The sequence below is a fragment of the Brachybacterium sp. p3-SID1565 genome (assembly GCF_025143785.1).
Classification (GTDB): domain Bacteria; phylum Actinomycetota; class Actinomycetes; order Actinomycetales; family Dermabacteraceae; genus Brachybacterium; species Brachybacterium epidermidis.
Map to the genome: position 1 here is coordinate 40,403 of NZ_JAMBDS010000002.1, position 22,331 is coordinate 62,733.

Annotated in this window: 17 protein-coding genes and 1 pseudogene; 12 read left to right on the forward strand and 6 right to left on the reverse strand. The window is 71.2% G+C overall.

All coding sequences use genetic code 11. The features are described from left to right. The first annotated feature begins 129 nt into the window (after positions 1-129). The 4 genes from M4D54_RS00810 (at position 130) to M4D54_RS00825 (ending at position 3,645) form a co-directional block, all read left to right on the forward strand. Positions 130-1,332, forward strand: a complete 1,203-nt coding sequence (locus M4D54_RS00810) for an SPFH domain-containing protein (protein WP_259889567.1) — start codon at positions 130-132, stop codon at positions 1,330-1,332. A 193-nt stretch (positions 1,333-1,525) separates the two neighbouring features. Beyond that, on the forward strand, positions 1,526-3,052 hold the full coding sequence (locus M4D54_RS00815; RefSeq protein ID WP_259889569.1) for a TFIIB-type zinc ribbon-containing protein: 1,527 nt from the start codon (positions 1,526-1,528) through the stop codon (positions 3,050-3,052). Between the two features lie 103 nt (positions 3,053-3,155). After that, positions 3,156-3,485 carry a hypothetical protein gene (locus M4D54_RS00820; RefSeq protein ID WP_259788977.1) on the forward strand — a complete coding sequence of 110 codons (330 nt, stop codon included), beginning with the start codon at positions 3,156-3,158 and terminating at the stop codon, positions 3,483-3,485. A 13-nt stretch (positions 3,486-3,498) separates the two neighbouring features. Beyond that, the gene (locus tag M4D54_RS00825) at positions 3,499-3,645 is read left to right on the forward strand and encodes a hypothetical protein (protein WP_259788976.1); all 147 of its coding nucleotides are present in this window, start codon (positions 3,499-3,501) and stop codon (positions 3,643-3,645) included. A 36-nt stretch (positions 3,646-3,681) separates the two neighbouring features. On the opposite strand, the gene M4D54_RS00830 is transcribed toward M4D54_RS00825, so the two are convergent. Continuing rightward, positions 3,682-4,605 carry an NAD(P)-dependent oxidoreductase gene (locus M4D54_RS00830; protein WP_259788974.1) on the reverse strand — a complete coding sequence of 308 codons (924 nt, stop codon included), beginning with the start codon at positions 4,603-4,605 and terminating at the stop codon, positions 3,682-3,684. A 108-nt stretch (positions 4,606-4,713) separates the two neighbouring features. Between M4D54_RS00830 and M4D54_RS00835 the strand changes: the two genes are divergently transcribed. Continuing rightward, positions 4,714-5,970, forward strand: coding sequence for an endonuclease/exonuclease/phosphatase family protein (locus tag M4D54_RS00835; protein WP_259889572.1), 1,257 nt, complete (start codon positions 4,714-4,716; stop codon positions 5,968-5,970). Positions 5,971-6,067: 97 nt separating this feature from the next. Then, positions 6,068-6,961, forward strand: a complete 894-nt coding sequence (locus M4D54_RS00840; RefSeq protein ID WP_259889574.1) for a sulfurtransferase — start codon at positions 6,068-6,070, stop codon at positions 6,959-6,961. Positions 6,962-6,963: 2 nt separating this feature from the next. On the opposite strand, the gene M4D54_RS00845 is transcribed toward M4D54_RS00840, so the two are convergent. Continuing rightward, entirely contained in the window at positions 6,964-8,778 is a 1,815-nt protein-coding gene (locus tag M4D54_RS00845; protein WP_259889576.1) for an alpha/beta hydrolase, read from the reverse strand. A 64-nt stretch (positions 8,779-8,842) separates the two neighbouring features. Between M4D54_RS00845 and M4D54_RS00850 the strand changes: the two genes are divergently transcribed. After that, positions 8,843-9,787, forward strand: a complete 945-nt coding sequence (locus tag M4D54_RS00850; protein ID WP_259889578.1) for an NAD(P)-dependent oxidoreductase — start codon at positions 8,843-8,845, stop codon at positions 9,785-9,787. Here M4D54_RS00850 and M4D54_RS00855 read toward each other — a convergent pair whose 3' ends face one another. Then, entirely contained in the window at positions 9,788-11,635 is a 1,848-nt protein-coding gene (locus M4D54_RS00855; protein WP_259889581.1) for a BCCT family transporter, read from the reverse strand. A 307-nt stretch (positions 11,636-11,942) separates the two neighbouring features. Then, the gene (gene mtnN / locus M4D54_RS00860; protein ID WP_259889584.1) at positions 11,943-12,677 is read right to left on the reverse strand and encodes a 5'-methylthioadenosine/S-adenosylhomocysteine nucleosidase; all 735 of its coding nucleotides are present in this window, start codon (positions 12,675-12,677) and stop codon (positions 11,943-11,945) included. A gap of 152 nt (positions 12,678-12,829) precedes the next feature. Between mtnN and M4D54_RS00865 the strand changes: the two genes are divergently transcribed. Continuing rightward, the gene (locus M4D54_RS00865) at positions 12,830-13,738 is read left to right on the forward strand and encodes an alpha/beta hydrolase (RefSeq protein WP_259788967.1); all 909 of its coding nucleotides are present in this window, start codon (positions 12,830-12,832) and stop codon (positions 13,736-13,738) included. On the opposite strand, the gene M4D54_RS00870 is transcribed toward M4D54_RS00865, so the two are convergent. Continuing rightward, positions 13,722-14,429 (reverse strand): lysoplasmalogenase, encoded by a 708-nt coding sequence (locus M4D54_RS00870; RefSeq protein ID WP_259889587.1) that lies wholly within the window; start codon positions 14,427-14,429, stop codon positions 13,722-13,724. The genes M4D54_RS00865 and M4D54_RS00870 overlap by 17 nt on opposite strands. A gap of 99 nt (positions 14,430-14,528) precedes the next feature. After that, positions 14,529-16,349 carry an arginine--tRNA ligase gene (gene argS / locus M4D54_RS00875; RefSeq protein WP_259889598.1) on the reverse strand — a complete coding sequence of 607 codons (1,821 nt, stop codon included), beginning with the start codon at positions 16,347-16,349 and terminating at the stop codon, positions 14,529-14,531. Positions 16,350-16,550: 201 nt separating this feature from the next. On the opposite strand from argS, the gene M4D54_RS00880 reads away from it, so the two are divergent. The 4 genes and pseudogenes from M4D54_RS00880 (at position 16,551) to M4D54_RS00895 (ending at position 22,293) form a co-directional block, all read left to right on the forward strand. Next, positions 16,551-16,970 (forward strand): YccF domain-containing protein, encoded by a 420-nt coding sequence (locus M4D54_RS00880; protein WP_193866605.1) that lies wholly within the window; start codon positions 16,551-16,553, stop codon positions 16,968-16,970. Positions 16,971-17,062: 92 nt separating this feature from the next. Beyond that, complete coding sequence (locus tag M4D54_RS00885) at positions 17,063-18,937, forward strand: hypothetical protein (RefSeq protein WP_259889601.1); 1,875 nt, start codon at positions 17,063-17,065, stop codon at positions 18,935-18,937. 117 nt (positions 18,938-19,054) lie between these two features. Beyond that, a pseudogene (locus M4D54_RS00890) lies at positions 19,055-20,406 on the forward strand (uracil-xanthine permease family protein). A gap of 240 nt (positions 20,407-20,646) precedes the next feature. Continuing rightward, positions 20,647-22,293 (forward strand): NAD-dependent epimerase/dehydratase family protein, encoded by a 1,647-nt coding sequence (locus M4D54_RS00895; RefSeq protein WP_259889603.1) that lies wholly within the window; start codon positions 20,647-20,649, stop codon positions 22,291-22,293. The last annotated feature ends 38 nt before the right edge of the window (positions 22,294-22,331 follow it).

Consider the following 22,331-nt stretch of genomic DNA (forward strand, 5'->3'; position numbering starts at 1 on the left):
TCGGGCCGGGAACCATCATGGCCGTGCCGATCCGGTCGACGATGGTCAGTGTGATCCACGCGGCGGTGTCAGGGCCGGGGGCTACGATGGCTCACGTCACAGATACTCGGGGGCGACGAAGGAGCTCACATGGGATTCATCCAGGCATTCAAGGGCGCCATCGGCGGTATGTTCGCCGATCAGTGGAAGGACTTCCTCACCATTCCGGACGGCCTGCCGCAGACGGCAGCGCTGTTCCCGGCGGTGCCGCGCGGCACCAACGCCGGCCGCGGCTCGAACGTGCGCGGCTCGCAGAACGTCATCTCCAACGGCTCGCGGATCCTGGTGCCCCAGGGGTACGGCCTGATCACCGTGCTGGACGGTCGCGCCACCGGCCTGATCACCGAGGCCGGCGGCTACGAGTTCAACAGCGACTCGCCCGATTCCCGCTCCGTGTTCGCGGGTGACGACCCGCTGGCCTCCACCGTGGGCATGTCCTGGGAGCGCTTCAAGTTCGGCGGCCGCCCCACCTCGCAGCAGCTCGCGTTCTTCGTGAACCTCAAGGAGATCCCGGACAACCGCTTCGGCACCCAGTCGGAGATCTACTGGGACGACGCCTACCTCAACACCCAGGTGGGGGCCGTGGCACGCGGCTCCTACACGCTGCGGATCATCGACCCGCTGCTGTTCGTGCACAACTTCGTGCCCGCCACCTTCATCTCCGAGGGTGCACCGGTGTTCGACTTCTCCGACCCGGACAACTCCGCCGGCAACCAGCTGTTCCAGGAGGTGGTCGGCTCGCTCGCGGCCGCATTCTCCCGCTACACCAACGACCCGGACAAGGGCAACCGCATCACCCGCATCCAGGGCGACTCGGTGGGCTTCGCCCAGTCCCTGGCCGCCGCGGTGGAGGAGGGGTACCGCTGGTCCACCGACCGCGGCCTCACCATCGTCAAGGTCGCGATCGCCTCGATCGAGTACGACCAGCGCACCCGTGAGCTGCTGGCGGACGTCCAGAAGGCCGATGCCCTCTCCGGCAACCGCTCGCAGTCCTTCATCAACCAGGCCGTGGCACGCGGTGTGCAGTCCGCCGGGGAGACCGGCGGCGGTGCGGGCCTGGCGATGTTCGGGGCAGGTGCCGGTGCAGCCGGTGGTCTGGTGCAGCCGGTCCAGCCGTGGCAGAACCAGCCCGGTCAGCAGCCCCAGCAGGGCCAGCCCCAGCAGGGCGGCCAGCAGGCGCCCCAGCAGGACGATCCGGTGGCCAAGCTCGCCCAGTACAAGAAGATGCTGGAGGACGGCCTGATCACCGAGGAGGACTACGAGGCGGCGAAGAAGAACGCCCTCGGGCTCTGACATGTCGGTCCCTCCCCAGCAACCGGGCTGGGCGCGCCCCCAGTGGCCCGCCCAGCCGGGGACCCAGCACCACCCTGCTCCCGGGGGGCACGACGGGAGCGGTGCCCCTGCCGGGCCGCCCTCGCAGGCCGGTGCGCCCGGGCAGCCGAACGCCTTCGGGCAGCCCAGTTACCCAGCCGCGCCCGGCGGCGGGATGCTGCCGCCCCCGCCCGGCCGTCGACCCCAGGCGGCACCGGGATCCCAGGAGGCCCGTCGGGCGGATCCGATCCCCTCGGGCGCCCAGAGCACGGGCCAGCGGGAGGTGCCCCAATGGGCCGGTGACCAGTACCGCAGCGGCAGCGCCCACGCCGAGCGCAGCGGGACCCCGCACGGCCAGCAGCGTCCGGTGGGCCCCCAGGCCGGAGGCGCCCCGCACGGGGCCCCGGGCCAGGGAGGCCCGTCGGGCCAGGGCGGCGCTCCCGAGCGCCGGGCAGCGACCATGCTGCCCGAGCAGTCCCTCGGCGAGGCCGCGCAGAAGGCACTGAGGAACGCCGGCAACCGCATCGTCGACACCAGCTCCGGCAAGACCGACGGCCTGGACAAGTGCCCCCGCTGCGGCAGCACCGACATCCACTACTCGATCACCGCGAAGTCCCTGGTGTGTGGGTACTGCCGCAACCAGTGGAACGAGGACGTGGCCGAGCAGGCCTTCGGCCTGGACAGCGCCATCGAGGAGCTGCGCGGCCACACCATGGCCTCCGGCACCGGCGACATCCGCGAGGACCTCACCACCGTCACCCTGAAGTGCCAGGGCTGCGGTGCCGAGGTCGTCATCAGGGTCGACGAGCAGCTGCAGAAGCGCTGCCACTGGTGCCGCCAGACCCTCTCCATCAACACGCAGATCCCCAACGGCGCCGTGCCCGACGCGGTCCTGCCCTTCCAGCTCACCCGAGAGCAGGCCATCGAGCGGATCAACGAGTTCGTCGGGTCCCGCCGCGCCTTCGCCCACGCCCGCTTCAAGAGCGAGTTCGTGCCCGACAACGTGATGGGCGTGTACATCCCGTACATGGTGGTCGACGGCAACTTGCACGCCGTGATGCAGGGCACGGGCGAGGTGACCACCCGCCAGTACACCGTGCGCCGTAAGGTGGGGGACAACTACGTCTCGGAGACCTACTACGACGCCGACGTGTACGACGTGCGCCGCGCCTTCGACCTGCTGGTGGACGACCTCACCGTGGAATCCTCCAGCCGGTACGACGCGCGCGACAACACCCGCTCCACCAACAACATCCTCAACGCCGTCCAGCCGTACGACACCGCCGCCGCCGTCGCCTACAACTCCAACTACCTGCGGGGCTTCACCTCGGAGCGGCGCGACCTGAACATCCGCGACGTCGACGACAGCGTCGAGGAGAAGTTCCTGTCGATCGCCCGCGCCAAGGCCCGCCCCACCATCTCCCGGTACGACCGTGGCGTGCGATGGGAGCACGAGGGCGTGGCCGTGCACGGCACCCGCTGGGTGGCCGTGTACGTGCCGGTGTGGCTGTACAGCTACGCGGACTCCGCCAAGGGCGAGGGCTCGCTCGTGCACTACATCGCCGTCAACGGTCGCAACGGCAACACCATGGGCTCGGTGCCCGTGTCCCACCCGAAGATCTTCGCGCTGTCCTGCGCGCTCGGCAGCATGGCCACGGCCATCGCTGCCGCCATCGGCTGGGGATGGTTCTTCCTCGGCTGAACCCCGCCCGTCCCACGCTCCACCCGCCCGCCAGGTTCTGCTCCACCCGCCCGCCAGGTTCTGCTCCACCCGCCCACCCCACCTATCAGGGAAGGACATCGCGATGCTGCCGCTGCTCGCCGACGCCGCCACCGCCGTGGACCCCACTGCCGTGATGATCCTCGCCGACTCCGGGGACAGCGGGGTGGTGGGGCTGATGTTCCCCTTCATCGCGGGACCGGCCGTGTTCGCCGCCGTGTACGGGGGGATCTACCGCTACTACCGCAACACCGACAAGCGCCACCACTTCGAGAAGGAGACCGAGGTGGCGGTGGGGAACCTGCGCACCGGAGACCGCAGGCGCGGAAGCAACAACCGCCAGAGCAGCCGCACCATGAGTGGAGCCAACCAGGACAACCACCTGGAGCGAGTGCGCCGCATCGCGGTGCGATGACACAGCGAGGACCATGGGCGCCGGCACCGGGGGCGAGACGGGCAGCCGCGAGTTCGACGCGATCGTCGTCGGCGCTGGACTGGCAGGACTGGTCGCCGCCTGCGAGATACCCGACCTCCTGAACACAGGACGCGACGGCCTGCTCCCGGCAGCCGCTTGAGCCGTGCAGCGGGTCTCGGAGTCCGGGTCCGCGTGGTCAGTCGCCCGTCGGCCGCGCCTCGGGCAGCAGCATGGTGGAGAAGTCGCGGTCACCGTGACCGGCGTCGATCTCCGCATCCAAGGAGGCGAGAGCGGCCCTGACCGCGGGCAGGTCCGAACCGGGCCGAGGGGAGGCCGGGATCGCGGTGCCCGCGGGGACATCGGCCGTGCCGCCCTGCTCCGCTGCAGCGGCAGCGACGGTGTCGATCATCAGCCGGGCATCCTTGGCGATCGCATCGGCCGTGAAGTCACCGCCCTCGGTGGTGCGCTCACCGCGCACGAACGGGCCCTTCATCCCCGCGATGAACGCCAGGCCCGTCGAGGCCAGCATGTCCAGCACGTCCTCGGCCGGCGTCCCCGTGGCCGCGCCGAGCGCGAGCGCCTCCCGCAGGCCCTGCGCGCTCACCGCGAGCGCCAGGTTCGCCAGCAGCTTCCCGGTGGCGGCCTTCGCGGCAGTGTCCACGCCGCGCAGACGCTCCGGGTCAGCCCACGGTGCGACCAGCGCCAGCACCTTCTCCCGCAGAGCATCGTCCGGGGTGCCGACGTACACACCGAGCTTCCCGGCCCGGGCCGGGCCCAGGGTGCCGATCACGGGCACGCCCACATAGGTGGGGACGGCCGCGCCGAACTCCTCGGCGTCGGCGGGGGAGACGGTGGTGGTGTCCACCCACGGGACACCCGCGGGGATCAGACCGGGGCCGATGACGGTCTCGCGCACCGCGTCCGGGCCGAACAGCGAGGTGACCACCACCTCCGCGCCCTGGACGGCCTCGGCAGGGGAGGAGGCCACACGTGCCCCGGCCTCAGCCAGGCGCTGCGTGCGACGCTCGGTGCGGTTCCACACCCTCAGCTCGTGCTCAGCGAGCAGATGGAGGGCGAGCTCGGTGCCCATGCGTCCGGTTCCCAGAAACGTGATCCTCATGGGGCGAGTCTCTCACCAGCACAGATGCCTCGCCACCGGAACATGCCGTGACCTGTGCATTGTGGGCCGCCCTATCGGGGTCGGGGCCCACCGTGCACAATGGAGGCCATGTCTCCCAGGATCAGCCGTCGTCGTGCCCTCACCGCCGCCGCTGCTGCCGGCCTCGCAATCCCCACCGCTGCCGCCCAGGCCCAGCCCGCAGCTTCGGAGCGCGCCGCGCAGTCCGTCCCTGCTCGTGGGAACGGGGGCCGGTCGATGAACGTCCGCTTCGCCACCTACAACGCCTCCCTCAACCGGGCCACCGAGGGCGAGCTGCTGGAGGACCTCGCCACGGGGGAGGACGTGCAGATCAAGGCGATCGCCCAGGTCATCCAGATCAACAACCCCGACGTCCTGCTGATCAACGAGTTCGACCACGACGCTGACCACCGCGGGATCGACCTGTTCCGCCGCAACTACCTCGAAGTGGGGCAGAACGGCCGCAGCCCCGTGCACTACCCGTACGCGTACACCGCACCGGTGAACACCGGCGTGCCCAGCGGGCTGGACCTGAACCGTGACGGCACCGTGGGCGGCCCGGACGACGCCTGGGGCTTCGGCGAGTTCCCCGGCCAGTACGGCATGGTGGTGCTCTCCCGGTACCCGATCCTCACGCACCAGGTGCGCACCTTCCGGGATCTGCGCTGGGCCTCGATGCCCGGCAACCTGATCCCGGAGAGCTTCTACGGCAGCGAGATCGCCCCGCAGCTGCGCCTGAGCTCCAAGTCCCACTGGGACGTGCCGGTCCAGGTGGGCTCCACCACCATCCATCTGCTGGCCGCCCACCCCACCCCCCCCAGCTTCGACGGTCCCGAGGATCGCAACGGCCGCCGCAACCATGACGAGATCCGCCTGTGGGCGGATTACCTCAGCCCCGGGAAGGCCTCCCGCTGGATCGTGGACGACGCCGGCACCCGGGGCGGGCTGCACCCCAGCGAGTCCTTCGTGATCGCCGGTGACTACAACTCCGATCCGAAGGACGGCGACTCCTGGCCCGGCGCCATCGACCAGCTGCTCAGCCACCCGCGGGTTCGCGACACGAAGCCCGCCAGCCAGGGCGCCGTCGACGCCGCCCAGAAGCAGAGCGGCAGCAACGAGGACCATCAGGGCGATCCCCGCTACGACACGGCGGACTTCTCCGACGTGCCCAGCCCGGGCAACCTCCGCGTGGACTACGTGCTGCCATCCAAGGACCTCCAGGTGGTGAGCTCGGCCGTGTACTGGCCGGCCCCGGGACAGCCCGGCAGCGAGCTCACCGGCGAGTACCCCTTCCCCACCTCGGACCACCGCCTGGTCCGGGTGGACATCCAGTGCCGCGGGCTCTGATCGGCAGCGAGATCTGCGACCACTGGGGGCCGTGAACGTCTGCAGGCCCCACGAACCGCACCGGGCCAGCCCCCACCGGCCGACGTAGTCTGCTCCCATGAGCGCGCACACATCGCCCGACGCCCCTGAGCCCGCACGCACCGCGGGCCTGCCCCCGGTGATCGACGTGGCCGAACTGCGGGACCTGCAGGGCGGCACCGCCCAGACCGGCAAGGAATCCACGGTACGGCTGCTTGACGTGCGCTGGGCGCTGGACGGCTCCAAGGGGCACCACACCTACCTCACCGGGCACCTTCCCGAAGCGGTCTACATCGACCTGCCCACCGCCCTGGCCGCACCTGCCCAGGTGGGGCGGGGCCGCCACCCGCTGCCTGATCCGGAGGACTTCGCCGGCGCCCTGCGCTCAGCCGGCGTCGACGAGTCCACGATCGTGGTGGCCTACGACGATGCCGACGGCTCCCAGGCCTCCCGCCTGGTGTGGATGCTGCGTTCCCTGGACCAGCCCGCCGCCCTGCTGGACGGCGGTCTCGACGCATGGGACGGGGAGCTCGCCACCGATGACGTGCGACCCGAGCCCGGCAGCGTCCCGGCCAGGCCCTGGCCGGAGACGGCGATCGCCACCATCGACGAGGTGGCCTCCGGGAGCGCTCTGGTGATCGACGCCCGCGCACCAGAGCGCTACCGAGGCGAGGTGGAGCCGATGGACCCCCGCGCCGGCCACGTGCCCGGGGCCATCAATCTGCCGTTCTCCCAGAACACCGACGAGCACGGCCGCTTCCTGCCGCCGCAGCAGCTGCGTGAGAGCTTCGCCGCCGCCGGTGTCGAGCCCGGCGGCGAGGTCATCGTGTACTGCGGCTCCGGGGTGACCGCCACCCACGACATCCTGGCCCTGGAGCGCGCCGGCTACGAGGGCGTGCGGCTGTTCCCCGGCTCGTGGTCGCAGTGGAGCGCTGACGACACCCGCGAGGTCGCCACCGGCCCCAACCCCTGAGGTCAGTCCGGCGGGCCCAGCTCGCGGATCGCATCGACGATGCGGCGGTGCCGGCGATGCAGCTCGTGCTCGTCATCGTCGGTGCCGTCCCTGCCCAGCACGGCGGCCCAGATCGGCACGAGCTCCTCGTGGTAGGCGTGTCCGTGCCCGCCGGTGACCTTGATCGACAGGGGCATGTCGGCCGCGATCTGCCAGAACGTGATCCAGGGGAACCAGCGCATGGCGTCGGTGACGTCGTGCCCCACCCGCTCCCGCAGCCACGCGGGCTCCGCCCACAGCAGCGAGGGCTCCCACCACGCCACCGGGTCGGAGGGATGCTGGGCGTACACCACGCGCGGGCTCTGCCACGGCTCGTAGAGCCCGCCCCAGTAGTCCTGGTACAGGTCACGGGGCCGGGTCACCACCCGCACGTGACGGCCGTTGTCCAGGATCGGGGCGATCGCGGGGGCGCCCGGTCGGCTGCGGGCCACCAGCTGGCGCCAGATCGGGGTGAAGCCGGGCGTGCCGGTCCACACCGCCCCGTCCACCCTGTCCAGCATGTCCGGCAGATCGCGGAAGGCGGCATGGCCGCCGAATGATCCCAGTGACTCCCCGGCCACGAACAGTCGCGGCCTGTCCGCCGCCGGCATCCGGTCCAGCCGCCTGCGCACCGCGTCGAACAGCAGGTGCCCGGCCCGCTGCGGGGAGCGGCGGTCCAGGATGTAGCTGAGCGCGCTGGTGTACACCGAGTACTGCAGGGACGCGGTGGCGCAGTTGCCACCGGTGAGGAACTCGATCGCCGAGAGCGACCACTCCTGCAGCCAGCCGGTGCCCGTCCCGGTGAACAGCACCAGCACCTCCCGTTCCCAGGCGCCGGTGCGGTCCAGCTCCGCCAGCACCGCCTCCACCGCTTCCTCGATGGTGCGGGTGGTGGACTTGCCGGCGTACACCCGGATCGGCTCCACCGCCGGCTCGCCCGTGGTCGCGGAGATCAAGCGGGCGTCGGCCCCGAAGGACACGATCCGGCGGCCCTGCGCACCCAGGGCCGTCCAGTCCTCGCCCGAGGCGGCACTGCCCGAGCGCAGCGGTGAGGCAGGCGGTGTGAGCTCGGGGGAGATCAGAAGGTTGGCGGCTTCGGCGCGCTCGATGGCCTGCTCCAGCAACCGGCCCCGCACGAACCGCTCTGCCAGCACGCCGACGGTGGCCAGGGTCAGCAGCAGGGACGTGGCCTCCAGCACGCGCGGCGGCAGGTAGGGGCGCAGCACCGCGCGGTACACGCGCGCGGTGGCGATCACGGCGCGGGCCGCCAGCAGGGCCCCGGCCGACGCGGCCACCCCGCCGGCGGCGCCCACCAGGTGGGTGGCGAGGTTCTTGGGCTCCTGCTGCACCAGGTGGCTGATCTCCCGCTGCCGCAGCACGCCACGCACCCACGAGTAGGTGGTGATGCCGGTCAGCGCCGCCCCGCCCAGCAGGCGCGCCCGATGCCGACCCTCCGGGGAGATGCTCACCTGCAGGCCCACCGCCCGGCCGGCGCGCCCCAGCAGTCGCTGGGTGAGAGCGCCGGTGGTGTACCCGTAGATCTGCGAGAGCCCGATGTTGGCCGTCCACATCCACCAGGTGCGCGGCAGCAGACTGGGGGAGGTGGCGATCCAGGCAGCGGCGGAGGCGCCCAGGAAGCCGCCGGTGTCCAGGGGCGCGCGCACGGCGGTGCGCCACACCTGCTGACCGGTGGCGCGTGTCGCCCCGCGCAGCGCGGAGGCGATCCCCCGGGCGGCATGCCCGATCCCCCTGCCGGCGCGGTCGATCCCTGTGGCGGCTGAACCGAGGCCGAGAACCATGGCGGCAGGCTATCGGAACGCGACCGGCAGGACGTCCTGCAGCGCTGCCCCGTAGCCTGGATCCATGAAGATCCTGCTGCCCGACACCACCGAGCTCGACCCCGACCTGCCCGAGGGCTGGGAGGCCGTCACGATCGACGCCCGCGCCGAGATCCCCGCCGAGCACCACGATGCCCAGGTGCTCGTGGTCTGGGGCGCCTCCCGCCGCCACCTCGCCTCAGCAGCGGAGAACCTCCACGACCTGCGCCTGGTGCAGTCCCTCGCCGCCGGGGTGGACGGCATCCTCGAGGCCGGCTTCGGCGAGGACGTGCAGATCGCCACCGGCGCCGGCCTGCACTCCCTGACGGTCTCCGAGCACACACTGGGCCTGCTGCTGTCGATCCTGAGGCGCCTGCCCGAGTCGAAGCAGGCCCAGGAGCGCCATGAATGGTCCCAGGAGCTCGGGGGAATGCAGCCGCTGAACCCCGAGGGCCGGATGACCAGCCTGGTCGGCGCTCGGGTGCTGATCTGGGGCTTCGGGCAGATCGGCCAGACCCTCGCCCCCGTTCTCAGCGCCCTGGGGGCCACCGTGCGCGGTGCGGCCCGCAGCGCCGGCGAGCGTGCCGGCTTCGAGGTGCTCGCCGACGACGACGTGCTCGCGGCCCTGCCCGAGGTGGACGTGCTGATCAACATCCTGCCCGGCGGGGAGGCCACCCGCGGACTGGTGGGCCGGGAGGCGCTGGACGCGCTGCCCGACCACGGCGTGCTGATCAACGTGGGCCGCGGCACCACCGTGGACCAGGGGGCGCTTGCCGAGGCCCTCGAGGCGGGAACCCTCGGGGCGGCCGCGCTGGACGTCACCGACCCCGAGCCCCTGCCGGCCGAGGACCCCCTGTGGGACGCGCCCCGCCTGCTGATCACCCCGCACGCCGCCGGCGGCAGGCCCGTCGGTGCCGATGAGCGGATCCGCGAGAACCTGCTCGCACTCGACGGCGACGGGGAGATCATCCAGCTGGCCGAGCGCGGGTGATCAGCGGCGGAAGGGGTTCCGGCCGCGACGGTGCCCGTCCTGCTGCCCGGGCTGCCCAGCCTGATCCGCGGCGTGCTCGTCCAGGCGCGCGCTGACCTGCTCGTCCACGCGGGCATCGATCTGGGTGGCGACCTGCTGCTCCACCTGCTCGGCCACCCGCCCGTCGACCTGAGCGGTGACCTGCTCGGCGATCTGCGCGCTCACGCGGTCGCTGACCGTGCCGGTGAGCTGGTCGGAGTAGCGCTCCACGAACTCTCGCTGACGGATCCGCAGCTCCAGGCGCTGGATGATCTTCACCTCGCGCGACAGGGCGATCCAGGTGGAGACGCACATGCCGATCATCACAATGGAGAACGGCAGGGCGCTCAGCAGAGCCATCGCCTGCAGGCCCGTCATGCCTGCGCCCTCCGCACCGGAGACCGAGCCGGCCCAGATCAGCGCGGCGGCGATGATGCCGGAGGCCGAGGCCCAGAAGATGCGGGTCAGGCGCGGCGGGTTCGGGTCGCCGCGGTGGGCGATCATGTCCATCACGAAGGCGCCGGAGTCCGCACTGGTGATGAAGAAGATGGTCACCAGCACAACGGCGATTCCGGACAGCAGCATGCCCAGCGGGAGCGTCGAGAGGGTGTCGAACAGGGCGGTGTTGGCATCGATGGTGCCGTCCTCGCCGGTGAAGTCGATGTTCTCGAACAGGCTCTTGTACAGGGCGGTGCCACCCATCACGGTGAACCAGACCATGGTCACCAGGGTGGGGACCAGCAGCACACCGGTGATGAACTCGCGCACGGTGCGGCCGCGGGAGATGCGGGCGATGAACACGCCCACGAACGGCGACCAGGACATCCACCAGCCCCAGTAGTAGGTGGTCCAGCCGGAGATCCAGCTGGCCCCCTCATCGCCCATGAACGGCAGGGTCTGGAAGGAGAGCTCGAGGAAGTGCTGCAGGTAGTAGCCGATGTTCTGCACCACGTCGCGGAGCAGGAACAGGGTGGGGCCCAGGATCAGAACGGCGACCAGCAGCAGCGCCGCCAGCCCCAGGTTGAGGTTGGAGAGGAACTTGATGCCCTTGTCCACCCCGGAAGCGGCGGAGATGGTGGCCAGCGCGGTCACCGACAGCACGATGATCACCTGCACGGTGGTGGAGTTCGGCAGCAGGCCCAGGTGATCCAGGCCGGCGGCGATCTGATTGACGCCGAAGCCCAGGGAGGTGGCGATGCCGAACAGCGTGCCCACCAGGGCGATGATGTCGATCAGGTCGCCGATCCAGGTGTCGGTGCGCTTGCCGAGGATCGGCTCGAGTGCCCAACGGATCGACACGGGACGGCGACGGCGGTGCACCGAGTAGGCGATCGCCAGGCCCACGACCACGTAGATCGCCCAGGCGTGCAGCCCCCAGTGCAGGAAGGTCTGCCCCATGGCGCGCTGCGCCCGGGCCGGATCGTCCAGATGAGCGGCGTTCGGCGGGATCCCGCCGTCGGAGGCGAAGAAGGTCAGCGGCTCCGCTGCCCCCCAGAACACCAGGCCGATGCCCATGCCCGCGGCGAAGAGCATCGCGAACCAGGACAGCAGGCCGTACTCGGGCTCATCGTCGTCCCGGCCCAGCTTGATGGTGCCCAGGCGGCTCAGTGCGACCACGATCGCGAAGCCCACGAACCCGGTCACCAGCAGCACGTAGTACCAGCCGATGGAGTTCACCACCGTGGAGTTCAGGGTCGAGATGACCTCGGCGAACACCGTGGGCAGGAACAGTGCGAAGGCGACCGCGATGGCCACCACGCCGGCGGTCACCCCGAACACTCCCTTGGCCAGGGAGTACGGGCGGGGTTTGCGGTTCTCGGACCCGTCCACAGGGTCATGGGGCGGGGCGGGGGGCGGGGAGGCAGCAGTCGAAGCCGACACGATCACTCGTTCCGGTGGAGGGGCAGGGGAAAGCCCCGTGGTTGCAGGCCGAAGCGCATCTGCGGGTCACGAGGCTCGCCTGCACCATACGGGTCGCACCCCGGGCGAGGCCAGGGGGTGGCGCGATCCGGAACGGTGCCGCACACCGCCAGTCCTGACCAAAAGGCCAGGTCAGAAGGGGAACGGGGTGCTCGCATGGGGCATGGGGCCGTTCGTCCGCGGGGTTGTCTGATTCACATGAACGATGCGGGGTGGCTCATGCGGGCAGCGCGCGCACCAGCTGCTCCACCGCTCGGGCCGAGATCTCCGCGACCAGGTCCAGCTCCATGTGGAACTGCTGGCCCGCAGCGGGGCCGCAGAGATCCGAGACAGCGCGCAGTGCCACGAACGGCACCCCGAGCGCGGCGGCGGTGCGGGCGGTGGCAGTGGTCTCCATGTCCGCGCTGAGGGCACCGGGGAACCGCTCCCGCATGGGATCGGCCAGGGGAGCGGTGACGAAGGCGTCACCGGAGAGCATGAGCCCCCGGCGCACCGCGGTGCCGGCAGCGCCGGCAGCGCGTTCCGCGACGTCGGCCCAGTCGTCATCGGCCTCGAGACGTGCTGGCGAGCCGGGCACCTGCCCGGGCTCGTAGCCGAAGACGGTGGCGTCCGCCAGCGACCAGGTGAAGGCATCGCCCACGATCACCGTGCCCACCTCGACGTCGGCCGCCAGGCCCCCGCAGGAACCCGCCGCGACCACGCAGGTGGGCCGGTGCTCGAGGATCGCCCAGGTGGCGGCGGCGCTCGCTGCGGCGATGCCGATGCCGGTGGTGACCACCACCGTGGGCGTGCCCCCAAGGAGGCCGGCCACCGCTCGCACCGGGCGCATCGCCGCGTCGTCGACGAACGGGGTCGACAGCGCCGTCGCGCCGTCCAGCCGGGATTCCAGCGGCGCTGCCTCCTCCGGCATCGCGACCATCACCAGGACAGGGGCGGGGGAGGGCGTCGTCATGAAGGCAGGCTACCTGTGCTCACACGGTCGCGAAGGCGCGTGCCCTGCGTGATCGTCGGCGTGCCCAGGAGGGCAGGAGCGGGGTTCGCTAGGCTGGCCGCGCAAGGCACCCCGCATCGATGCGACCAGAGGGTCGCGGCTAGGAGTCAGCAATGGGACGCATCCGAGACGCCGTGGTGGTGGGCGCCCGCACCGTGCGCCGGGTGCCGATCCCCTCAGCGGTCACCAACCATGCGCTGCGAGAGGCCCGGCGGGCACTGCCCCCGAGCTCGGTGCAGAAGCGCCACGCGGTGGACGTGGAGATGATCGGCCGCACCCGCTGCGTGTGGCTGGACGGCCATCGCCGCGACCAGGGGCTGATCATCCACCTGCACGGCGGCGCCTACGTCTCCGGGCCGTTCACCGGGGACTGGACGTGGCTGTCGAAGCAGGCCGATGCCCGCGACTGCGCCGGGTTGATGGTCGACTACCGCACCGCTCCGGACCACACTCACCCCGTGGCGCGGGACGACGCCGAGAGCGTGCTGCAGGCGCTGGCGGCCGACGGTCGGCTCGGCGCCGGCCCGTGGGTGCTCAGCGGTCAGCACGCCGGCGGTGGACTTGCCTTCGCGATCGCCCGCAGGCTCCGGGAGCATCCGCAGATCCCGGCGCCGGCCGCGCTGGTGACCATGTCGCCCTGGCTGGACCTCGAACTGGCCAACGCCGGCATCACCGAGACGGACCAGGTGGATCCCGTGCACGAGCGCCGGATGCTGCGCGAGGCCGCCCGCGCCTACGCCGGGCGTGCGCCGCTGGACGATCCGGACCTCTCCCCGATCAACGCGAGTCTGGAGGGCCTGCCGCCGGTGCACCTCAGCGTGGGAACGCGCGATCTGTTCCTCTCCGATGTCCGGGTGGCCCGGCTGCAGCTGGAGGAGAACGGGCTGGAGGTGGCCTACCGGGAGATCAACGGCCGCCTGGGCCTGCAGCTGATGCAGCGGCGCGGCGAGGACCTCGAGCGCCTGCACCGGGAGCAGGGCGAACTGATCGCCCGCGTCCTGGGGGTCACCCCTCGACGATGACCAGCTCAGCCCCGACGGGTTGCATCGTGTGCTCGCGCGAGGGGATGATGCGCAGCATCCCTGCCACCAGCAGCGCCTGCCCCAGGGCGTAGGTGAGCATCACCCACACGGTGCTGTACATGATCGCGGCGCCCGGCAGGAACCAGTCCATCGCCAGCAGTGAGCTGGACAGCAGGAACAGGGTGCCGCCCATCCACGTCATACCGTTGCCGCCGGAGGACAGGAACGCCATGGTGGCCAGCACGGTCGCGTAGGCGGCCACCAGCGGCGTCATCTCGCCGGCGCCGTCCGCGCAGGCCACGAACAGCCCGATCACCACACCGGCGTAGGGGATCGCCAGGGCCAGGCGCAGCGGCTCGCGGTTGCGGGCCCACAGCGGCAGCAGCGCGAGGCAGTACAGGACCAGTGCCACCAGGAACAGCACGACGGCGGCCGGTCGCAGCACCTGCGGCAGGAACGGCGGCATGGTGTCACCGAGCCAGGCGAAGAACAGTCCCGCCGTGAGCAGCACCGTGGTGCGGTGGCGCGAGGGCGCACTCACCAGAAGGATCGCGATCAGCAGCGGAGCGAACAATGGCTGCGTGACCCGCTGGGTCAGGCTGGACTCGGTCACCAGCGCCCCCAGGTGCACCGCCACCACCAGGGCATAGACCGCCCACAGGGTGAGCTGGGCGAGGCGAAGCGATGGCACCCTGCAAGATTATGGAAGCAGGGTGTTCAAGGTAAGGCCGTTCCGGGCCTCACCCGGGCACGTTTGGATAACAACCGGACACGATCCGGTCACGCCCGCTCACATCTGCTGCGGAGCGTTCACGCCGAGGGCCGCGAGACCCTCGACCAGCACCTGCTCAGTGAGCTGCGCCAGGGCCAGACGACCGGCACGCACCTGCGCATCGGCCTCCTTGAGGATCGGGGAGGCCTCGTAGAACGCGGTGAACGCCTGGGCGGTCGCGAACAGGTAGGCGCACAGGCGGTGCGGCTCGTAGGCAGCGCCCACCTGGGCCAGCGTGGGACCGAACTCCAGCAGCTGCAGGGCCAGGGCGCGCTCGGCGTCGTTGTCCACCCGCGGCGCGGCCCCGGCGGCGTCCACCCCCTGCTCCGCGGCCCGGCGGCCGATCGAGCGGATACGCGCCACCGCGTACTGCAGGTACGGGGCCGTGTTGCCGGTCAGTGCCAGCATCCGGTCCAGGTCGAACACGTAGTCGGAGTCGTGCGCGGTGGACAGGTCCGCGTACTTCACGCCGCCGATGCCGATGTCATGGGCGATGGAGGCGCGCTCCTGCTGGGACAGATCCGGCCTCAGCTCGTCGATCACGCCCTGGGCCTTGGCGACGGCCTCCTCCAGCAGCGCCATCAGTCGCAGGGAGGAACCGGAGCGGGTGCGCAGGATCTTCCCGTCCTCACCGAGCACCGAGCCGATCTTCACGTGGGTGGCCTCCACGCTCTCGGGCAGCCAGCCGGCCTCCCGCGCGGTCGTGAAGATCATCTGGAAGTGGAGCTCCTGAGCGGTGCCCACCACGTAGCCGATGCGGTCCGCTCCCAGGGTGCGCACCCGGTGGCGGATCGCCGCGAGGTCGGTGGTGGCGTAGCCGTAGCCGCCGTCGGACTTGCGGATGATCAGCGGCAGCGGCTGCTCGTCACGGCCGGTGAACCCTTCGGGGAACACGCACAGCGCACCGTCGGAGCTGCGGGCGATGCCTGCCTCCTCCAGATCGCGGCACACCGCCTCCAGCTGATCGTTGTAGGTGGACTCCCCGGCCAGGTCCGCATCGGTGAGGGTCACGTCCAGCATGTCGTAGATGCGGTGGAAGTACTGCTTGGACATCTCCACCAGGCGCTGCCAGATCTCCAGGGAGCGGGCATCCCCGGACTGCAGGGTGGCCACCCGGCGACGGGCCCGGGCCGCGAAATCAGCAGCGACGGCGGGCGCCTCGGCCCCGTCGGCCGCGGTTGCCCCGGGGGTGCCGGCCGCGCCGGCGTCGCTGGCGGCCTTGCCGTCGGTCGCATCGAACTTCTGCCGTGCAGCCTGGTAGAACGCATTGGGGTCGGTCAGCAGCAGGGCAGCCTCCGGCGAGTCCTCGCCCACCTCCAGCAGGTGCTCGATCAGCATCCCGAAGGGGGTGCCCCAGTCACCGATGTGGTTCTGGCGGATCACCGTGTGGCCCAGCTTCTCCAGCGTGCGCGCCAGAGCGTCACCCACCACAGTGGTGCGCAGGTGCCCCACGTGCATCTCCTTGGCCACGTTGGGCGCGGAGTAGTCCAGCACCACGGTGCGGGGCTGCCCGGCGGGGATGCCCAGGCGGGAGTCGTCGGCCAGCTGTGCGACCTGCGAGGCGATCCATTCGGTGCGCAGCCGGATGTTCAGGAACCCGGGCCCGGCCACCTCGAGGGGCTCGGCCACGTCCTCGAGCTGCACGGCCTCCAGGATCTCCGCGGCGATGTCGCGGGGCTTCTTCCCCAGGCGCTTGGCCAGTCCCATCGCCGCATTGCACTGGAAGTCGGCGAACTGGGAGGGGCGGATCAGCGGGTCGGCCTCGGCGTACTCGGGCCCGAAGGCGGAGGCGAAGGCGGACTGGAAGCGCTCGGTCAGCACGATCTCGGGAGCAGGCATGGACTCAGGGTAGTCCTGGGCAGGTAGGCGGGTCGCGCCCGCGCACGTGAGATCCGTCGGAGGGCCGATGCGGCCGCAGAGACCCGGCCCCGTGAGCCCGCATGCAAGCAGAACCCGCGCATGGAAGGGAGGCCCGGCCCCGCCCGGGAACGGGGGCTTTCCTCCTGTCGCGGCGCGGGGACCTTTGCCTAGTGTGGAGGCATGCGCTTCTTCATCACCCTGGTCCTCAATCTCATCTGGCTGTTCACCGCGGGGATCCCCTTGTTCCTCGGCTATCTGCTGGCCGGCGTGATCGCCTGCATCTTCATCGTCACCATCCCCTTCGGGGTGGCCTCGTTCAGGATCGCCGGCTTCGTGCTGTGGCCGTTCGGTCGCGAGGTCGTGGCCACCGGCCGCGGCAATGCGCTCAGCGGCGTCGGCAACGTGGTGTGGTTCCTGGTGGCCGGGCTCTGGCTCGCCATCGGGCACGTGCTCACCGCTGTGGCGCAGGCCGTGACCATCATCGGCATCCCCCTGGCGTGGGCGAACATCAAGCTGATCCCCGTGACCTGCTTCCCCTTCGGCAAGCAGGTCGTCGACTCCAGCTCGCAGCGCGCGCGGATGTACCCCACCGCGCGCTGAGCATCACTGCGTCGCCCCGGCGCGCCGCCGCGGGCGCCCGCCCGAGCCTCTCCTAGACTCGTGCAGGCAGGACCGACAGAGGAAGAGGGTTCATGGCGGGGGAGCGCGAACGCGGCACGGCGGGGGATTCCGATTGGATCTTCGCATCCGACGATCCCCACACCCTTCCCACCGAGCAGCTGCCTGACCGCGCTGCCTTCGACCGCTACGCCGCCCCGCTGCTGGAGCGCAAGCGGGCCGAACGTGCTGAGGCCCTGAAGGAACAGCTGGCCCAGCGTGACTCGGGAGCGGCCTCCACTGTTCGAGCCTCGTCCGAGGCGGCCTCGTCTGACGGCGTCTCGCAGAGCCCCCCGCTCCACGACGGCGGCACGCCCGCCGCGGCACCCCGCTCACCGCTGACCCCTGGCCCGGCCGCGCGTCCGCGGCCCGAGGCGCGCCCCTGGCCCGACGCGCCGGCAGCCCCCGATCGCCGGCGCACGCTCGACTGGGACCTGGACACCGAAGAGCGCGAGACACCCGGCGCGGGACCAGGCGCGGACGAACCCGTGCTGCCCTCGCGGGCCGTCTCCTACGCCCGCTCCGGCACCACCCCGAACGTCGAGGACGGCGCCGCCGGCGGCATCGAGGTGCCCGAGCGGTTCCGCGAGCTCGGTGTGTTCGACGCCCTGCGCGATCTGTTGGCGCTGGTATGCCTGGTCACCGCGCTGACCACCACTTTCACCTACGCTCCGGCACCGATGCTGGGCATGGCTGGGAAGATCTCCATCGGCATCGGCCTGGCCGCGCTGATCGCCGTGCACCTGCTGCGGTGGGTCCCCGCCCGCCCGCCGCTGGCGGTGGTGCGCGCGGTGCGGGTGATCGGCCTGCTGCCCGCCTTGGCGGTCCCGCTGGTCGTGGTGGCCGTGGACCTCGTCGTCTCCCTGCCGCGGCTGTTCTCCTCCCTGCCCGACGGGCCCCCCGTTGGTATCGGGGTGGGCGTACCGCTGCTGCTGCTGGGCGCGATCGTCGGCATCGAACCGCGCCGTCACGAGGGCTACCTCCCCCATCACGTGGCCCGCAACCGCGCCCGCCTGCTGGTGCTGGGCATCGGGGTGGCCGCCGCCGCGGCACTGCTGCTGGCACTGGTGATGATCGTCGGCAGGCTGTTCACCACCGGTTGGGGCTTCTCGGTGATGGTGTTCGCCGATGCCTTGATCTCCGCCCTGCTGCTGGCGATCGTGTTCGCTGCGGTGTGGCGGCGGGACCGCTCCTGGATCGTGTTCTCGGTGGCCGCGGTGGCCGGCCTGGTGGCCTTGGCCCTGGCCGACAACACCCTGCGCCTCCAGTTCGCCGCCCCGCTCAGCTTCGCCACCGGCTTCGTGTACCTGCCGCCGCTGTTCGCCGCGTTCGGGGTGATGATCTCCCGCTCGTTCATCCGCACCATCCCGATCTCCTTCCGGCGCGCCGACTGGCTGGTGTACACGGTGCGCGTGTTCGAGTTCAGCGTGCTGATGCACGCTGCCGCAGTGATCTGGCACCTGCTGGCCGCGATCGCCTCGCCCACGGGCGTGACCCGGGGCGGTCCTGTGCTGCACCTGCTGGACGCCGTGGTGTCCGCCTGTTTCGTGGCGGTGTCGATCTTCGCCCGGCGCGCCCTGCTGGAGCGCCGCGCCGAGGTGGCCCGCGCCAGCGGTGTGATGGCCGGGGCCGTGCTGGTGATGGTGGGCTTCCTGGACACCATCGTGAACTCCGTGGCCACCGGTGCCGGCTCCGGCCTGCTCACCGGGGGCGTGGCTCTGACCACCGGCATCGCCGCCGTGCTGATGCTCACCGTCCCCGCCCCGGTGCGCGACGAGTTCGGCGCACCGGACCTCACCCGCATGTTCGCCGACTTCCGCATGCGCGACACCCGCCGCGCCTCTCTGCTGGACCAGGTGCCCGACGTCAACGCCGAGCGCGCCCGCAGGAAGACCTTCCCCGGCGGGTGAGCCAGGGACGGCAAGGTCGCTCCTGCCAGGCCGAAACCGCCCGGGCCGCCTGCCGTCCCTGCCCCGACCCCCCATCACTCCTCCCGATCCCCACCCCGCTCACATCCCTGGAGAGCCATGCCGCTCTGGACCCTGCACGGCAACGGCCGCACCGTCGCCCCCGCCGCCATCGTCAAGCCCGAGGAGCGCCTGGCCTGGCCGGTGACCATCGGCATCGGCGCCCAGCACGTGATCGCCATGTTCGGCGCCACCTTCCTGGTGCCCCTGCTCACCGGGTTCCCACCCTCGACCACCCTGCTGTTCAGCGGCATCGGCACCCTGCTGTTCCTGGTGATCACCCGCAACCGGGTGCCCAGCTACCTGGGCTCCTCCTTCGCGTTCATCGCGCCGGTCGTGGCCTCCACCGAGGCCGATTCCATGGGCGCGGCCCTGGGCGGGGTGATGGTCACCGGCATCCTGCTGGCCCTGCTGGGCCTGCTGGTCGCCCGCATCGGCACCGTCTGGATCGGTGTGCTGATGCCGCCGGTGGTGATGGGATCGATCGTCGCGCTGATCGGCTTCAACCTGGCCCCGACCGCGTACGACAACTTCAAGCAGTCCGCCGTCACCGCCACTATCACCCTGTTCGCCGTGGTGCTGTGCACCGCTGTGTTCAAGGGCCTGCTGGGTCGCATCTCGGTGCTGGTGGGCGTGCTGGTGGGGTACCTGGTCGCGGTGCTGCGGGGCGAGGTGGACTTCACCCCCGTGGCTGAGGCCCCCTGGATCGGCCTGCCGCAGTTCCACCACCCCGAGTTCAACCTCGCGCTGCTGCCGATGTTCCTGCCGGTGATCCTGGTGCTGCTGGCCGAGAACGTGGGTCATGTGACCAGCGTGGGCCTGATGACCGGTCGCAACCTCGACCACATGGTGGGCCGCACCCTGTTCGCCGACGGCGCTGCCACCGCCCTGTCCGCTGGGTTCGGCGGCTCACCCACCACTACCTACGGCGAGAACATCGGCGTCATGAGCGCTACCCGCGTGTACTCCACCGCCGCCTACTGGGTGGCCGGGATCGTCGCGATCCTGCTGTCGCTGTCCCCGAAGGTGGGCGCGGCGATCTTCACCATCCCGCCCGGTGTGCTGGGCGGCGTCACCTTCGTGCTGTACGGCCTGATCGGCATCATCGGCGTGCGCATGTGGGTGGACGGAAGGTGGACTTCTCCAAGCCCAAGAACCAGTTCACCGCCGGTGTGGCCCTGGTGGTGGGCATCGCCAATGTGACCTGGGAGATCGAGGGCATCCAGCTCACGGGCATCGCGCTGGGCACAGTGGCTGCACTGCTGGTGTACCACCTGATGGCCGGCATCGGCCGCGCCACCGGCACCGACACCGAACCTGGCGGGCCCATGCAGGTGGACGATCCCGTGCAGGGGGAGGGCCCCGTGCAGGTGGACGATCCCGTGCAGGGGGAGGATCCCCATAGGAGCTGACGACTCCGGGGGGCTGCGGTGGCCCCGGGGGCGCGGCGGCCGGTGCTGGCCCGGGCCGCACCTGGCAGCTCGCATCCCTCGCCTCGTGCTCGCGCCCGGCCCGCATGGCCTCTGCTCCAGGAGACCGACCGGTCGAGGCGAGGGCCTTTCCTTCCGGGCGCTCAGGATCCCTGCGTAGGTTGGAGGAGTCCACGCACGCCCACTCGTCGCGCAGCGCGTGACCCCACGAGGGAGAAACCCATGAGAGTCGCCGTCGTCGGTGCCACCGGGAACGTCGGAACCGCAGTCCTCACGGCCCTGCACGAACGCCCGGAGGTCTCCTCCGTACTGGGCATCGCCCGGCGCATGCCCGACCAGGGCGCCGAGCCCTACGCCCAGGCCGACTGGGCCTCGATCGACATCGGTGCCGCCGTCAAGGCGCCCGAGGCGATCGCCCACCTGACGAAGGCGTTCGCGGATGTCGACGCCGTCATCCACCTGGCCTGGCTGATCCAGCCCAACTCCAAGCGGGACCTGCTGCACCGCGTCAACGTGGAGGGCACCCGCAACGTGGCTCGCGCTGCCGCCGCCGCGGGCGTGGACACTCTGGTGGTGGCCTCCTCCGTGGGTGCCTACTCGCCCTCCCCGGGCCTGGAGGTGCGGGACGAGAGCTGGGAGACCGGAGGGATCTCCACCTCGCACTACAGCGTCGACAAGGCCGCCCAGGAGCGCGTGCTGGACGAGTTCGAGGCCGAGCACCCCGAGGTGACCGTGACCCGGCTGCGCCCCGCACTGATCTTCTCGGCCGCCGCGGCATCCGAGATCCAGCGCTACTTCCTGGGCTCCTGGATGCCCGTGCAGGCGCTCAAGGCCGGTCGGCCCCCGCTGCTGCCGCTCCCGCAGGGCCTGCGCATCCAGGCCGTCCACGCCGATGACATGGGCGCCGCCTACGCGGCCGCCGCCGTGGCCGGCGTCAAGGGTGCCTTCAACATCTGCGCCGACGACGTGCTCGGCGTGCAGGACCTGGCCGACATCGTCGGCGACGGCAAGAAGGTGCGGCCCGTGGAGCTGCCGCCGTCGATGGTCCGCACAGCGATGTCGGCCGGGCACCTCACCGGACTGGTCGCGGCCGACCCGGGATGGCTCGACATGGGCATGAACGTCCCGGTGATGGACAACGCCCGGGCCAAGGCAGAGCTGGGTTGGAAGCCCACCCGCACCGCAGCCGATGCCGTCGCCGAACTGCTGGGAGGGATGATCGAAGGCACCGGAGCCGATTCGGTGCCGATGCGCCCCCGTGATGCCGGCGGGGGCTCCCTTCCCGTCTCGGCCGTTCCCGGCGGGGCGGATGCCGGGGAGGGTGCCTCGGCCGGAAAGCGCTCGCCGAGGATCTCCGAGGACGTCGACCGGGACCTGCTGAACCTGTACATCTCCGACCACCTCACCGGGGCCACTGCCGGGATGTCCCGCATCGAGCGGATGGCCGAGGCCAACGTGGACACCCCCGTGTTCGCCGAGCTCTCGATGCTGGCCCACGAGATCCGCAACGAGCGCCGGTTCCTCGAACAGCTGCTGGAGGACCTCGGCTTCAAGCAGCTCCCGCACCGGCAGGCCGCCGCCTGGGTGGGGGAGAAGGCCGCACGGCTCAAGAACAACGGTCGTCTCGTCAAGCGCTCGCCGATGACGCTGGTGCTGGAGGCCGAGCTGATGCGCAGCGCCGTGATCGGGAAGAAGGGCGGCTGGGAGACCCTGCGGGACAACGCCCAGCTGCTGGGCCTGGACAAGCAGGTGTTCGCCGATCTGGTGGACAACGTGGACCGGCAGGTCGCGGTGCTGGACCAGGTGCACGCCTACGCGCGCCGCCGCGCCTTCCGCACAGACCTGGAGACCTTCACCCCGCAGGACTGAGCCGCCACGGCCGCCGGTTCGTCCCAGGGTGAACGCCT